We start from the raw sequence: 13,749 nt of genomic DNA on the forward strand, positions 1-13,749 counted from the left end.
AGGCTGCTGGATTAGGCGGCCTGCAAGAGGCTAACGCCTTGATTCTTTGAGCGTGCAACGGCAAAACAGCCCCAATGACACGGGATAGGCTGCCGGATTAGACTGCAATTTGAAATCTACTTAGCGTTAGCCTCTATGACTTCCATCGAAGACTTGCCTCTACGATGCCCATGTTGCGGATACAAGACGATTGGCGAGAGAGGTGTTCACCTCATTTGCGAAGTCTGCTTCTGGGAAGACGACGGTCAAGATGACGCAAGCGCAGACGAAGTTTGGGGAGGTCCCAATGGAAATTTGAGCCTCACTCAGGCGCGTGCAAACTACAAACTGTTCGGTGCATCCTGTCGCAAAGATCTTCCTCATGTTCGTACTCCACTTCCTCATGAGCTGTGAGGCGGCGGCTAACTACTCGTTCTAGGCGGACGGCTACGCCGCCGCTTAACTCAGGCGTTAGACCACGATGGCTACATCAGTGAAATTCGCAGCGTGGATAGACGCGGCTGCCAGCGCAGCATTACTCGCAATGGCTGCGTGGCTGTATCACGCATCACAGGTAGCAGTGACGGAAACCGTCGCCAGGTATGGGCGTAACGTCGACTCTGGCGTATACGAGCTCGTCGCAGCAAATTGGTACTTCCTTCCTGCATTCGCAGTACTCGGCTTTGCTGCAGTCGCCATTTTTTCCGGTTGGGCGTGGCGTAGACCTATTCACTGGCTAGCATGGCTGCTCGTGTTGTTTCCCATCGTTTGGCTCATGGCTTCGGAGATCTCTCGTGTCATGGTCTAACATCTCGTTCAAGGCGGACGGCTTCGCCGCCGCTTAACTCCAGCGTTAGACATAGCTATGGCCAATCTCATCTCTATTCCCCTCAGCAAAGCAAAAAACTCGGCAGGTCTCGCGGCTTGCTCTGCCTTTGCTTGGATAGGATGGTGGCTGTTCCATCTAGATGATGTCCAGATTCAGTCTCTGATTTTTAACAATCCGAAATTTGTCCACTCCTTCGGACTATTCTCTTTCGTGCTTCTCGGTACCTTTGCGCTATGGTTTCTAAGGAAGCTATTTGACAATTCACCTGGATTACAGTTTCTTGAAAACGGATTTATCGACAATACCAATATGTTTTCGCTCGGGTTTATCGCCTGGGAGGACGTGACGGGGCTTGAAGTTCGTGAAGTGGCAAAAAACCAGAAACTTTTATACGTGTTACTCCGAAGTCCTGCGAAATACATTTCTAAATGTGGTTTTACAAAGAGAGTGTTATTGGGTCTTTGCATGAAGCTCGGGCCAAGTCCCGTGACGATTGTAACAAGATCGCTAAGCCTTAATCTTGATGAGGTCATCGCCCTCATGAAGGATAACTATGCGGCTTTCGAAATCGCTCGACAAACCATTCCTGCGGAGAGAGAGACATCGGCTTCATCTTGAGACTGAGCACCACTCTCCTGGAATGGCTTTTTTGTCTAACAACTCGTTCAAGGCGGACGGCTTCGCCGCCGCTTAACTCCAGCGTTAGGAGTCGGCCGTGTATGTAATGTGGAAAGTCGCGAAGCGGATCATCCTGATCTTCGCTGCCGCGATCGGCCTTCTTTTGCTTGGTGTACCCCAGCAATTCGTCTCGTGGGCTCTAATTGGCGCATATTTTGGTGCCATGGCCCACGCCACGAAATCACCATACTGGCAATACCTCCGCCATAAGAATATCAATCCCTTCTCCGAGACGTTTGGGCAGTCGTCCTTACCGAGACCGGAGACGGCCAAGTGGGTTCCTATTGCGCAAAGGCTGGACACGCCGTCGAAGAGGGTCGCATTTCTGGTATTTGTGCTCAGCGTCGTGACGTGCGGAGTTACGTTCGCTTTGTTCAAGCTCAACGAGCATTACTACAGGGGATTCTTCGACGCTATGTTCAACGCCACGTGGAGGTATCACGGTTACCGGCTAGTTTTTGTCCTATCTTGTGTCTGCCTTTGTGTTAGCTACATCTACTCGTCGCACTACAGTGCAACCTTCGGAGCTCCAGCTAAATGGCTGGCTCGGCTGTTCGGGTGGGTTAAGCATGGCGACGAAAAAAACTCCTAACATTTCGTTCAAGGCGAACGGCTTCGCCGCCGCGTTAAGCACCACACATCTGGCCAAGGAGATTTGCATGAATCTCGCGGATGCAAAGATCGCTCAACTATTGGTTCCCGTAAGCAACTTTGAGGCCGGGGTCGCCTTCTACCGGGACACACTTGGCATTCCATTTCTCTTTGCGGCGCCTCCGCAAATGGCATTTTTCAACTGCGGCGGGATCCGCCTTCTAGTTGGTGTTGTGCCTCCTGGGCAAAACGCACAAAGAGGATCTTCCATCTATTTTCAAGTGAGTGACATTCATGCCGTCTTCTCGTCGCTCAAAGCGCGCGGCGTCACGTTTATGGCCGAACCACATGTAGTGAATCGCACGCCCCAATCCGAACTCTGGTTGGTGGAGTTCGTCGACCCAGATGGCAATCAGTTGGCACTCATGAGCGAAGTTGCGCAAAATGGCGCCTAGCGACTCATTCAGGCCGAAGCCGCTTCGCGGATCGACTTAATTCAGGCTTTGGGCTTACTCTCCAGGAGCGTCGAAATGGCAAGTCTCAATCTGTCAAAGTGGTTGGCTATCGCTGCGGTTGTTGCTGGCGTCCTTGCTCTCGTTGGGCTATCCATCTCAATGGTTCAAACCGGAAAGATGAACTTTGCGCTCCTCATTCCAACACTTGTCATTGTCATTGGGGCAAGTAGCAGGCTTCGCAAATCTTCACTCAATGGCAGCTGACTGCTAGTTGCCGAACCACCCGTTTGAGGCGGACGGCTTCGTCGCCGCTCAACTCCAGCGCTAGATGACAGGGAGGCACTCATGGAACTTCATGCGCCGGAAATTTTCAGGTTACCGCTAGCCATCCCGTTCTGGCTTGTCTTCTTCGCCTTTGTGAGAGAAGGCCAGGTCATCCGCAAGGCCATCCCTGATGCGTCCTCCGCTCAGGATGCCGGTTCGTTCCGCATGCTCATGATTGGCTCCCCGATCGCAACGCTCGTTGCTGTTGCGGTAGCGTTTCTTCCTTGGCTCAATATGGCGTTTCCGGTCGCCGCGGTGGTGGCAGGCGCCGCAGCGTTATTGGCCGGGGGTGTTCTCCGGCGGTATTGCTTCAAGACCTTGGGCAAGTTCTTCACAGGTACAGTCGCCGTTTCTGCAGATCAGCAAGTCATACAGACTGGGCCATACCGACTGATACGCCACCCCTCATATACAGCCGCGCTGCTCATGTTCACCGGCATCGGAATCGCACTGGGTAACTGGATTAGTGTCGCGGTGCTGCTCCTCGCTCACTGCGTCCTCTATGGGATTCGTGTATCGGTTGAGGAGCGGGCCCTTCTTGAGACGATCGGTGAGCCCTACAGGGATTACATGTCACGCACCAAGCGGTTTATCCCATACGTCATCTAGGTAGTTCCTACGGTTTTGTGGACAGGGTTGTATGCCCATGGCCAGTGGGTGGCCATGTCCTGTACCTGCTCAATCGAGCCGAACAAGGCTCGGGTCGGCGATGTTGGGATCGTCGGCGTCGATGTATCAAGGATCGAAGACGTCATGGATGATCTGTGTGTTGGAGGCGGCTCAAGCCTATATTTCATGCTCGCAGCGTCGCACGGCCCAGACGAGACACTTCAAGACGCCATCTCTCTTGCAGAGCAATTTTCAGGTGAGCTCGCCGGCGATGCAGGCGTCGTCGAGCTCCAGCATTTAAAGCGAATGGCTACGCCGCCATCCAGCTCCAACGTCAGGTGTCATCGGCCATGTCTCCAGAATTGAGCACCAAGGGTCCGAGATTCGTGGTGCTGTACAGGTGGCGTCTTCATCCTGGCATGGAGTCCTCCTTCATCGAGGCCTGGTCACGCCTGTCGGAGCTGTTGCGCTCGGAACGAGGTTCGTTGGGCTCCCGCTTGCACTACGGCAGTGACGGGCTTTGGTACAGTTACGCGCAATGGCCAAGTGCGCAGGCTCGAAAAGACGCGTTCGCCATTGGCACTGTTGACCCTGTTGCCAGCGAGCAAATGGAGCAAGCCATCGCCGAGCGGTACCCGGAGGTCGTTCTGGAATCCGTGGCTGATTTCCTGGTCGCCCCCGCGTGCAGTGGCAACTGACTGTTCGCCCAGACAGGCAGCCGCGCTGCCGCTTGACTGCAGCGTCGAGCCTGAACAAGCAAAGGAGATATCAATGAAGCATCTGATCGGTCTTGCGCTGCTTCTCGGAGCAGCGGTGGCATACGCAACTGGCGTGGGCCCTTTCTTCTTCGGCGCGCCCGTCATGGGCGGCGCCCTGCTTGCAGCAGCCTTCATCCTTGAGGCGTTTTTCTGGCGGCGGGTTCTCCACAAGAATCCATCGCGTACAGCGACGTCTCTCAAGTAGTCTGAAGTCGTGTCGTGACCAAGTCGGGCGATCAGGCCGTCAAGTCGATCAACCACCCGCGTCGCGCAGATGCCCGGTTCAAGGATCAGCCGCCATGAGCAAGGCCGTTTCGAACCTCGCCGAGCTGCTGCACTCGATGCACCCCGTGTTGAACTGCGGTGTGTATGCGTTCGTCTCGCTGCCCGGGGGCAGCGTGCCGGATCGGGTCGAACCGATCGCCACGTTCCGCGAGAACGAGGGGCTCACGCTGATCGTCGAGGAAGGGCAGGCCAGTGACGCGGGGCTTCCGATCCTGTTTCGCGCTGCGTGGATCACCTTGACCGTGCACTCCGACCTGCAGGCGGTCGGCCTGACCGCCGCCGTCGCGACTGCGCTGGCCGCGGCAGGCATCAGTTGCAACGTCGTCGCGGCCGCGTATCACGACCACCTCTTCGTGCCCGTCGCGTCGGCCAGCCAGGCGATCGCCATCCTGCGCACGCTGCAGGAACATGCCGGTTTGGATCCCGGCGCGGCCTGACCTGGACACCACCTCGCCTGCGCGCGAGGGAGTTCGTGAGGGGTAAGGCGCTTCGCGAAAGGTCAGACCACCGAGCGCACCACCCCGCCATCCACGCGCATCGCTGCGCCGGTGGTCGCCGAGGCCTGCTCCGAAGCAAGATAGACCGCAAGACTGGCCACTTCGTCGACCGTGGCCAGCCGTTTGATCAGCGACGACGGTCGATGCGTGGCGATGAAGTCGCGCTCGACCTGCTCCAGCGGCACGCCCTGCTCCGCCGCGATCTTTCCGAAGAAGTCGCCGACGCCTTCCGAACGCGTCCGCCCCGGCAGGATCGCATTGACCGTGACGCCGGTGCCGGCCAGCGATTCGGCCAGCCCGCGCGACACCGCCAATTGCGCAGTCTTGGTCACGCCGTAGTGCACCATCTCGGCGGGAATCTGCACCGCCGACTCGCTGGAGACGAACTGCACGCGCCCCCAGCCGCGCTGCGCCATGCCCTGCGCGTAATGCCGTGCCAGCCGCACTCCGCTCATCACGTTGACCTCGAAGAAATGCAGCCAGTCCTCGTCGGGAATGTCGAAGAACGCCTTCGGCTCGAAGATGCCGAGGTTGTTGACCAGAATATCGGTCCGCGGCACCGCGGCGACCAGCTTTTCCGCCCCTTCGCGCGTGCCAAGGTCGCCAGCGACACCGCTCAGGCGCGCGCCACCGACTTGCCCGGCGATGCCGGCGATCGCTTCATCCACGCGTGCCTGCGTGCGCCCGGTGACGACCACTTGCGCGCCTGCCGCGGCCAGACCACGCGCAATCGCCAGGCCGATGCCGGCGGTGGAACCGGTGACGATGGCGTGGCGTTTGCTCAGGTCGATATGCATGGGGTTCTCCAACGGGGAATGGGGACGGGCATTCGTACAGGTTACGCCGTCATCGTTTCGCCGAATGATGCCTGCCCGGCGATGAAGTCGGCGTCACCCGGCAGCGGCGGGCCGACCCGCGTGAACCGAACACGCTCCACATGGCGTGGCGCAGCGACACGAAGGCCGCGCACCAGGCCGGTGGCTGCCTGACTCGCTAGGGGCTGAAGCGCCCTTCGGCCTGCGGCACACGCATGGCCGGGCCAAGATGGTTGCCCTGCAACTCGTCGCAGCCCGCGCCGGCGAGGAAGTCCGCCTGCGCCTGGCTCTCCACGCCTTCGGCCGCCACGCGCATCTGCAATTCGTGCGCCATCGCGATGATGGTGCGCACGATCGCTGCGTCGGCCGTGTCGGTCGGCAGGCCCCGCACGAAAGCCTGGTCGATCTTCAGCTTGTCGATCGGGAACTGCTTCAAATAGGCCAGGCTGGAATAACCGGTGCCAAAGTCGTCCAGCGACAGCTTGATGCCCAGCGCCTTCAGCTCGGCCAGCGTGCGCTGCACGCGCCACACGTTTTCCATGAACGAGCTTTCGGTGATCTCGATGTCCAGCATCGCCGGCGGCACGTCGTACCGTTGCAGCGCCGCGCCGACCTGCGTGACCAGGCCGTGACGCTGCAGTTGTTGCGCCGAGACGTTCACTGCGACGGTGAAGTCGCGATGGCCGCGGTCGAGCCAGACGCGCAGTTGCCGGCAGGCGGCATCGAGCACCCACTCGCCGATCTCGGGCATCAGGCCCAGCGCCTCGGCGATCGGGATGAAGCGGCCCGGCGACACCTGGCCGAGCTGGCGGCTGTTCCAGCGCAGCAAGGCCTCGAAGCCGGTCATCCGCCGGTCGGCGGCGCGGTGCTGCGGCTGGTAGTGGAGCTCCAGCTCGCCGTGCCGGACCGCGTCGCGCAGGTGGTTGCCGAGCTGCAGGCGGTCTTCCAGATTCTGCATCTGGGTGATCGAGAATTCGGCGACGCGGTCGCGCCCTTCCTGCTTGGCCTGGCTCATCGCGGTCTCGGCACGGCGCAGCAGGTTCTTCGGATCGCTGCCGTGCTCGGGCGAATGGCTGATGCCCACGCTGGCGGTCAACAGCAGCCGGTAGTCGTGACCCTCGACCGGCTCGGCCACCGCGGCGCGCAGGCGTTCGGCCAGTTCCAGCGCGGCAGACGAGGACAATCCGGCGGCCACCACCACGAACTCGTCGCCGGCGAAACGGGCGATCCGGCCTTGCCCACCGAGCGCGCCCTGCAGGCGCACGGCCAGCCGCTGCAGCACGTCGTCGCCGGTCAGATGGCCGACCGATGCATTCACCAGCTGGAAGCGGTCCAGCCCGACCACCAGCACCCAGGCCGGCGTCGCCGCATCCTGCAGCATCGCCGCCAGCGCGCGCTCGAGCAGCAGGTGGTGCGGCAGGCCGGTGACCGGGTCGTGGCTGGAGGCATAAGCCAGCTCCGCCTCGACCTGGCGGCGCTCGGTGATGTCGCGCGCGACCGCGTAGACCAGCCCGTCGGGCGCGGCGAATGACACCCACTCCAGCAGCCGCTCGCTACCATCGAGGCAGACACAGCGGTTGACGAAGTCGAACACCCGCTGCCCGGCTGCATCCCGTTGCAGCATCGGGTCCGCCCCGGCCTCGTCGCCTTCCACGCGCAGGAACTCACGGTAGCTTCTCGACTTCAGCTCATCGACGCCGTAACCGGTGACGCGTGGCAGCGACGGATTGAACTGCACCAGTCGTTGCGCCTGCGGATCGAGGATGCAGAAGATCTCCAGCGACATCTCGAAGAAACGGTTGCGCTCGCGCAGGCGATCGGTCAATTGCTCGCTCTCGATCGCGATGCCGGCGATCGGCAGCATGCGGTCGATGCTGTGCAGCTCCTCCGGGCGCGGCTCGCGCACCTCGCGAAAATACACCGCGAAGGTACCCAGCACCTGGCCACCGCTGCCGAATACCGGGGTGGACCAGCAGGCCTTCAACCCATGCGCCAGCGCCAGCGACTTGTAGTTTTCCCAGTACGGATGGCTGGCGATGTCGGCCACCACCACGCGCTCGCGCCGCCACGCGGCCGTGCCGCAGGAACCATGTGCCTCGCCGATTTCCAGTCCGTGCATGGACTCGTTGTATGCCTCGGGCAGACTCGGGGCGGCGCCGCGCAGCACGTGCCGGCCGGACTCGTCCAGCAACAGCAGCGAGCACAGCGCGCCGGGGTTCATCATCTCGTGCAGGTGCGCGATCTGTTCGAGGCTCTGCGCCAGCGGACGCTGCGCCGCAATGCCGGCCAGGATCTCGTGCTGGCCGGCCTCCAGTTGTTCGGCACGCTTGCGCTCGGTGATGTCCTGGCAGGCACCCATCATGCGGATCGCACGGCCGGCCTGGTCGATATCCACGGTGCCGCGGCTGAACACGGTGCGTATCGAGCCATCCGCGCGTACGATGCGCTCCTCGAACTCGAACGGCTGGTGATCCTCGGCGGCCTGTTCGATCGCCTGCTGCACGCGCTGGCGATCCTGCGGATGGACCAGCTCCAGGTAAGCCTCGAACGTGGCCGCGTGTTGCGCCGGCGTCACGCCATAGATGCGGTACAGCTCCGCCGACCAGGTCACCCGATTACCGGCAAGGTCCCACTCCCAGCTGCCGATGTGCGCCACCTGCTGCGCCTGCGCCAGCATGCGCTGGTGCTGCAGCAGTTCCTGCTCGGCCTGCTTGCGCTCGGTGATGTCGAGGAAGTAGATCGTCAACCCGTTTGCCGACGGATAGATGCGGTTTTCGAACCAGCGGTTGTAGGGCGGATAGAACGCCTCGATCTGCAGCGGCCGCTGCTCGGCCATCGCCTGTTCGTAGGCACGCTGGAACGGCTGATCGACGCCTTCCGGGAACTCCGTCCAGATGTGCCGGCCGATCAGGTCCTCCGCGCGGCGCCCGAAAAAATCGCAGGCCTTCGCGTTGAGCCAAGTGTAGCGCCAGTCCCGATCCAGTGCCACGTAGGCATCGGTGATGCGCTCGAACACCTGATGAAATTCCAGCTCCGACGGAGTGCGTTCCATGGCGCGTTCGATCCTGTCATGCGAAGGAATCCGGACAGCGAGCGCAGGTTAAGTGATCACGCACGCGCACCGCAACGACGGCCATCCAGGCGCGGTCAGCGCAGGCTCGACCGGCGCACCATCAGCTTCACCGGCAGCACTTCGCTTCCCACCGGCTCGCCACGAATCAGCGCGAGCAGGCTGTCGACCAGCACCTCGCCGGCCTGGCGGGTGTCCTGCAGCACGGTGGTCAGCGGCGGGTTGATGAAGCTGGCCATGGCGATGTCGTCGAAGCCGGCCAGTGCCACGTCCTGCGGCACGCGCAGGCCGTGGTCGCTGAGCGCGCGCATGGCGCCGATCGCGATCAGGTCGCTGGCGGCAAACACCGCATCGAAGCCGGCCTCGCGCAGGATCAGGCTGCGCATCGCCTCGTAACCGGAGCGCTCGGTGCTCTCGGCGTTTTCCTGCAGCGCCGGGTCCACCGTCACCCCGGCCTGCTGCAGGGCATCGACGTAGCCGCGATAGCGCCCGAAGAATTCCGGGTAGTGGGTGGACGCGTCGCCGAGGAAGGCGATGCGGCGGCAGCCGCGTTCCAGCAGATGTTCGGCCACCGCCTGGCCACCGCGGAAGTTGTCGCAGCCGATCGACACGCCGGGCTGGTCCGGCAGCACCGCACCCCAGCGCACGAAGCGGGTGCCCTGGGCGACCAGCTTTTCCAGCTTGTCGCGGTAGGCCAGGTAGTCGCCGTAGCCGAGCAGGATCAGGCCGTCGGCCTTCTTGCTGTCGGCGAAGTCGGCGTGCCAGTCGTGCGAGAACTGCTGGAACGAGATCAGCAGGTCGTAGCCCTGCAGCGCGCAGGCGCGGGTGATCGAGCCCAGCATCGACAGGAAGAACGGGTTGATGTGCGACTCGTCGGCGGTGGGGTCCTCGAAGAACAGCAACGCCAGCGTGCCGGTGTGCATCCGGCGCAGGTTGGAGGCGTTCTTGTCGACCTTGTAGTTGAGCTGCTCGGCGGCGGCCTGGATGCGTCGCCGGGTTTCCTCATTGACCAGCGGGCTGCCGCGCAGCGCGCGCGATACCGTGGCCTGGGATACCCCGGTCAGGTGGGCAATGTCGATCGAGGTGGCTTTTGCCTTCATCCGCAGCGCAATCCGCAAGCTCTTGCCGCGACGGCGCAACGCCGTCCGTCCCGAATCCTAGCCGGTTTGCGCGCCGCTTGTCGTATACCGCCTGGCGCCGGCCGAGGCAGGTGCAGGTCGCCACGGACGCTGGCGGATGGATGATCCTCATGCGCGCATGTCCTCCAGCTCGATGCCCTTGGTCTCGCGCACGCCGGCCAGCACGAACAGCAGCGACAGCAGCGCGAAGCCGGCGTACAGGCCGTAGGCAAAGCTGAGACCCAGCTCGGCCAGCGCCGGGAACGTGCTGGTGATCGCGAAGTTCGCCAGCCACTGCGCCGCCGCGGCCACCGCCAGCGCGGTGGCGCGGATCCGGTTCGGGAACATCTCGCCCAGCAGTACCCACACCACCGGGCCCCAGCTCACCCCGAAGAACACCACATAGGCGTTTGCCGCGACCAGCGCCACCACGCCGGTGGCGCCGGGCAGGCTCAGCGTGGCGCCGCTGCCGGTGGCCTGCGAGAAGCACCACGCCATCAGCCCCAGGGTGATCGCCATGCCGGCCGAGCCGATCACCAGCAGCGGCTTGCGCCCGACCTTGTCGACCAGCGCGATCGCCACCAGGGTCACCAGCACGTTGACGATCGAGGTGACCACCGTGATGGTGAACGAGTCGGCCTCGCTGAAGCCCACCGAATGCCACAGCGTGGACGAGTAGTAGAAGATCACGTTGATGCCCACGAACTGCTGGAACACCGACAGCAGGATGCCGATCCACACCACCGGCAGCAGCCCGGCCGTCTTGCCGCACAGGTCGCGCAGGCGCGGCTTGTGCTCCGAGCGCAGGCTGTCCTCGATGTCGCGCAGCTTGCTGTCCAGCGCCGCCTCGCTGTGCATGTTCAGCACCTTGCGCAGCACCACGCGGGCCTCGTCGATGCGGCCCTTGGCGACCAGGTGCCGCGGCGATTCCGGCACGCCCAGCACCAGGGTGCCGTAGACCAGCGCCGGCAGCGTTGCCACCAGAAACATCCAGCGCCACGCGGCCAGCCCGAACCACAATGGCTGCGCCGCTCCGCCGGCCACGCCGGCCAGCCACGCATCACTGAGCAGCGCGGCGAAGATGCCCAGCACGATCGCCAGCTGCTGCATCGAGCCGAGCCGGCCGCGGATGTGCGCGGGCGAGACCTCGGCGATGTAGGTGGGCGCGATCACCGAGGCCACGCCCACGCCGATGCCGCCGACCAGCCGCCACAGGATCAGATCCCACACCGCGGTCACCAGCCCCGAACCCAGCGCACTGGCGACCAGCAGCACCGCCGCCACCTGCATCGTGCGCACGCGTCCGAAACGGTTCGCCAACATGCCGGCATACCACGCGCCCAGCGCCGAACCGAGCAGTGCACAGGACACCGCGAAGCCGGTCTGTGCAGCGTCGAGCGCGAAGCCGCCGCGCACTGCATCGACCGCGCCGTTGATCACCGCCGTATCGAAGCCGAACAGGAAGCCGCCCAGCGCCGCCGCCGCCGAAATCAGCACTACCCGTGCGGTGGCACGCTGGCCCAAGCCGTCGCCCGTCATCTCCATCGTGCTCATCGCGTCTCCCCAACGTCATGGCATCAAGATGCGCCCGAGTCTGCACTGCGACCGTTGCCGTGTCTGGCTGAATACGTATGCAGCACTTCAGCACTAGCCTTTGACAGAACGAACACCCTTCACCCCACCCCGTTCACCCTGAGCGTAGCGAAGCGAAGTCGAAGGGCCGCGCAGCTTGGGGGGACGCGGCCCTTCGACTTCGGCCCTGCGGGCCTACGCTCAGGGTGAACGGAAACGGGAACGGGGCTGGGGCTGGGGCTGGATTGGGACTGGGACTGGGGCTCGGCAGGTAAGCGGAGCAACGGCCTATGCCGGCGCGTTGATCACCGCGAGGAAATCGCTGCCGTAGCGCTTGAGCTTGGCTTCGCCGACGCCGCTGATGGTGGCCAGCTCGTCTTCGTTGGCCGGCATGGCGCGCAGCATTGCCAGCAAGGTGGCGTCGTGGAACACCACGTACGGCGGCACGCCCTGCTGCTTCGCCAGCTGCGTGCGCAGCGTGCGCAGCGCGCGCAGCGCATCCCACAGTTCCTGCTCGTAGGCCTCGATGCCGAGGCTGCCGCCGCCGGTGGCCGGCTTGCTGTCGCGCCGGCGCCGGCTGGCGCGTTCGGGCCGCGCGTCCTCGCGCAGTTTCACCGGTTTGCCGCCGCTGAGTACGCTGCGGCTGGCGGCGGTGAGGCGAAGGGTGCCGTAGCCTTCGGCGTCCGCCTCAAGCAGACCGGCGGCGAGCAGCTGACGAAACACCGAGCGCCATTGCTTCTCGTCCATCTCGGCACCAATGCCGAAGGTGCTGAGCCGATGATGGTCGAGGCTGAGCACGCGCTCGGTCTCCTCGCCGCGCAGCACGTCGATCACGTGGCCGGAGCCGAAGCGCTGGCCGGTGCGGTACACCGCCGACAACGCCTTCTGCGCCGGCACCGTGGCGTCCCAGGTCTTCGGCGGCGCGATGCAGTTGTCGCAATGGCCGCAGGGGCCGGGATAGCTTTCGCCGAACGTGCCCAGCAACAGCTGGCGGCGGCAACCGGTGGCCTCGGCGTAGGCCAGCAGCGATTCCAGTTTCTGTCGTTCCACCCGCTTGCGTTCGTCGGCCGATTCGGACTGCGCGATCATCTGGCTCATGGTGACCACGTCGGACAGGCCGTAGATCATCCACGCCTCGGCCGGCAGGCCATCGCGGCCGGCGCGGCCGGTCTCCTGGTAGTAACCCTCGATGCTGCGCGGCAGGTCCAGGTGCGCCACGAAGCGCACGTCCGGCTTGTCGATGCCCATGCCGAACGCGACCGTGGCGACCATCACCACGCCGTCTTCGCGCAGGAAGCGCTGCTGGTTCTTCGCGCGGGTCGCCGCGTCCAGGCCGGCGTGGTACGGCAGCGCCTCGATCCCCATGCCGGCCAGCCATTCGGCGGTGTCGTCCACCTTGCGCCGGCTGAGGCAGTACACGATGCCGGACTCGCCCTGGTGGCCCTGCAGGAATTCGCCGAGCTGGCGCTTGGCGTTGTGGCGCAGGCCGACCCGGTAGCCGATGTTCGGGCGGTCGAAGCTGGCGACGAATTTTCGCGCATTCTGCAGCGACAGCCGCTCGACGATTTCGTCGCGTGTTCGCTGGTCGGCGGTGGCGGTGAGCGCGATGCGCGGCACGGTCGGGAAGCGCTGGTGCAGGATCGCCAGCTCGCGGTACTCGGGGCGGAAATCGTGGCCCCACTGCGACACGCAGTGCGCCTCGTCGATCGCGAACAGTGCCACCTCGGTGCGTTCGAGCTGGCCGAGGAAGCGCGGGGTGAGCAGGCGCTCCGGCGCCACGTAAAGCAGGTTCAGCTCACCGGCCAGCAGCTGGCGCTCGACCTCGCGCTGCTGCTCGCCGCCGAGGCTGGAGTTGAGATAGGCGGCGGCCACGCCGGCCTCGCGCAGCGCGTCGACTTGGTCCTGCATCAGCGCGATCAGCGGCGACACCACGATGCCGGTGCCCTGGCGCAGCAACGCGGGAATCTGGTAGCACAGCGACTTGCCGCCGCCGGTCGGCATCAGCACCAGCGCATCGCCGCCTTCGCCGAGGTGGTCGACCACGGCTTGTTGCTGGCCGCGGAAACTGGGGTAACCGAAAACGCTTTGGAGCAGGTCGAGGGCTGAGGCTTTCATCGGTGACATGGTAACAAACCGACCCGGCCCGGCCGCCGGAAATATCTGCGACGA

Annotated in this window: 13 protein-coding genes; 8 read left to right on the forward strand and 5 right to left on the reverse strand. The window is 63.6% G+C overall.

The annotated features are described in order from the left end of the window. Positions 1–135: 135 nt before the first annotated feature. The 8 genes from ABD024_RS16310 (at position 136) to ABD024_RS12945 (ending at position 4,945) form a co-directional block, all read left to right on the forward strand. Complete coding sequence (locus tag ABD024_RS16310) at positions 136–393, forward strand: CPCC family cysteine-rich protein (RefSeq protein ID WP_425543148.1); 258 nt, start codon at positions 136–138, stop codon at positions 391–393. Between the two features lie 451 nt (positions 394–844). Next, complete coding sequence (locus tag ABD024_RS12915) at positions 845–1,426, forward strand: STM3941 family protein (protein WP_343853301.1); 582 nt, start codon at positions 845–847, stop codon at positions 1,424–1,426. A gap of 629 nt (positions 1,427–2,055) precedes the next feature. Continuing rightward, positions 2,056–2,532 (forward strand): VOC family protein, encoded by a 477-nt coding sequence (locus tag ABD024_RS12920; protein WP_343853303.1) that lies wholly within the window; start codon positions 2,056–2,058, stop codon positions 2,530–2,532. A gap of 75 nt (positions 2,533–2,607) precedes the next feature. Then, positions 2,608–2,796 (forward strand): hypothetical protein, encoded by a 189-nt coding sequence (locus tag ABD024_RS12925; protein ID WP_343853305.1) that lies wholly within the window; start codon positions 2,608–2,610, stop codon positions 2,794–2,796. A gap of 81 nt (positions 2,797–2,877) precedes the next feature. Then, entirely contained in the window at positions 2,878–3,465 is a 588-nt protein-coding gene (locus tag ABD024_RS12930; protein WP_343853307.1) for a methyltransferase family protein, read from the forward strand. Positions 3,466–3,815: 350 nt separating this feature from the next. Continuing rightward, entirely contained in the window at positions 3,816–4,163 is a 348-nt protein-coding gene (locus tag ABD024_RS12935) for an antibiotic biosynthesis monooxygenase family protein (RefSeq protein ID WP_343853309.1), read from the forward strand. Positions 4,164–4,236: 73 nt separating this feature from the next. Beyond that, positions 4,237–4,428, forward strand: coding sequence for a glycosyl transferase family 39 (locus ABD024_RS12940; RefSeq protein ID WP_343853311.1), 192 nt, complete (start codon positions 4,237–4,239; stop codon positions 4,426–4,428). Positions 4,429–4,522: 94 nt separating this feature from the next. Then, positions 4,523–4,945: an ACT domain-containing protein gene (locus ABD024_RS12945; RefSeq protein ID WP_343853312.1), complete on the forward strand. Its 423-nt coding sequence runs from the start codon at positions 4,523–4,525 to the stop codon at positions 4,943–4,945. A 62-nt stretch (positions 4,946–5,007) separates the two neighbouring features. Here ABD024_RS12945 and ABD024_RS12950 read toward each other — a convergent pair whose 3' ends face one another. From ABD024_RS12950 to recQ, 5 genes are all read right to left on the reverse strand, one after another. Further along, entirely contained in the window at positions 5,008–5,802 is a 795-nt protein-coding gene (locus ABD024_RS12950) for an SDR family NAD(P)-dependent oxidoreductase (RefSeq protein ID WP_343853314.1), read from the reverse strand. Positions 5,803–5,998: 196 nt separating this feature from the next. Continuing rightward, positions 5,999–8,872 carry a sensor domain-containing protein gene (locus tag ABD024_RS12955; protein WP_343853316.1) on the reverse strand — a complete coding sequence of 958 codons (2,874 nt, stop codon included), beginning with the start codon at positions 8,870–8,872 and terminating at the stop codon, positions 5,999–6,001. A 95-nt stretch (positions 8,873–8,967) separates the two neighbouring features. Next, complete coding sequence (locus ABD024_RS12960) at positions 8,968–9,990, reverse strand: LacI family DNA-binding transcriptional regulator (RefSeq protein WP_343853318.1); 1,023 nt, start codon at positions 9,988–9,990, stop codon at positions 8,968–8,970. A 147-nt stretch (positions 9,991–10,137) separates the two neighbouring features. Then, entirely contained in the window at positions 10,138–11,562 is a 1,425-nt protein-coding gene (locus tag ABD024_RS12965; RefSeq protein ID WP_343853320.1) for a sugar porter family MFS transporter, read from the reverse strand. A 306-nt stretch (positions 11,563–11,868) separates the two neighbouring features. Next, positions 11,869–13,695: a DNA helicase RecQ gene (gene recQ / locus ABD024_RS12970; RefSeq protein ID WP_343853322.1), complete on the reverse strand. Its 1,827-nt coding sequence runs from the start codon at positions 13,693–13,695 to the stop codon at positions 11,869–11,871. Between the last annotated feature and the right edge of the window lie 54 nt (positions 13,696–13,749).

This window comes from Rhodanobacter soli (genome assembly GCF_039523495.1).
Classification (GTDB): domain Bacteria; phylum Pseudomonadota; class Gammaproteobacteria; order Xanthomonadales; family Rhodanobacteraceae; genus Rhodanobacter; species Rhodanobacter soli.

What these genes read in the sequence shown, in the direction of transcription:
- ABD024_RS16310 (WP_425543148.1), top strand. Translation starts at nt 136, where the DNA reads ATGACTTCCATCGAAGACTTGCCTCTACGATGCCCATGTTGCGGATAC.
- ABD024_RS12915 (WP_343853301.1), top strand. Translation starts at nt 845, where the DNA reads ATGGCCAATCTCATCTCTATTCCCCTCAGCAAAGCAAAAAACTCGGCA.
- ABD024_RS12920 (WP_343853303.1), top strand. Translation starts at nt 2,056, where the DNA reads ATGGCGACGAAAAAAACTCCTAACATTTCGTTCAAGGCGAACGGCTTC.
- ABD024_RS12925 (WP_343853305.1), top strand. Translation starts at nt 2,608, where the DNA reads ATGGCAAGTCTCAATCTGTCAAAGTGGTTGGCTATCGCTGCGGTTGTT.
- ABD024_RS12930 (WP_343853307.1), top strand. Translation starts at nt 2,878, where the DNA reads ATGGAACTTCATGCGCCGGAAATTTTCAGGTTACCGCTAGCCATCCCG.
- ABD024_RS12935 (WP_343853309.1), top strand. Translation starts at nt 3,816, where the DNA reads ATGTCTCCAGAATTGAGCACCAAGGGTCCGAGATTCGTGGTGCTGTAC.
- ABD024_RS12940 (WP_343853311.1), top strand. Translation starts at nt 4,237, where the DNA reads ATGAAGCATCTGATCGGTCTTGCGCTGCTTCTCGGAGCAGCGGTGGCA.
- ABD024_RS12945 (WP_343853312.1), top strand. Translation starts at nt 4,523, where the DNA reads ATGAGCAAGGCCGTTTCGAACCTCGCCGAGCTGCTGCACTCGATGCAC.
- ABD024_RS12950 (WP_343853314.1), bottom strand. Translation starts at nt 5,802, where the DNA reads ATGCATATCGACCTGAGCAAACGCCACGCCATCGTCACCGGTTCCACC.
- ABD024_RS12955 (WP_343853316.1), bottom strand. Translation starts at nt 8,872, where the DNA reads ATGGAACGCACTCCGTCGGAGCTGGAATTTCATCAGGTGTTCGAGCGC.
- ABD024_RS12960 (WP_343853318.1), bottom strand. Translation starts at nt 9,990, where the DNA reads ATGAAGGCAAAAGCCACCTCGATCGACATTGCCCACCTGACCGGGGTA.
- ABD024_RS12965 (WP_343853320.1), bottom strand. Translation starts at nt 11,562, where the DNA reads ATGAGCACGATGGAGATGACGGGCGACGGCTTGGGCCAGCGTGCCACC.
- recQ (WP_343853322.1), bottom strand. Translation starts at nt 13,695, where the DNA reads ATGAAAGCCTCAGCCCTCGACCTGCTCCAAAGCGTTTTCGGTTACCCC.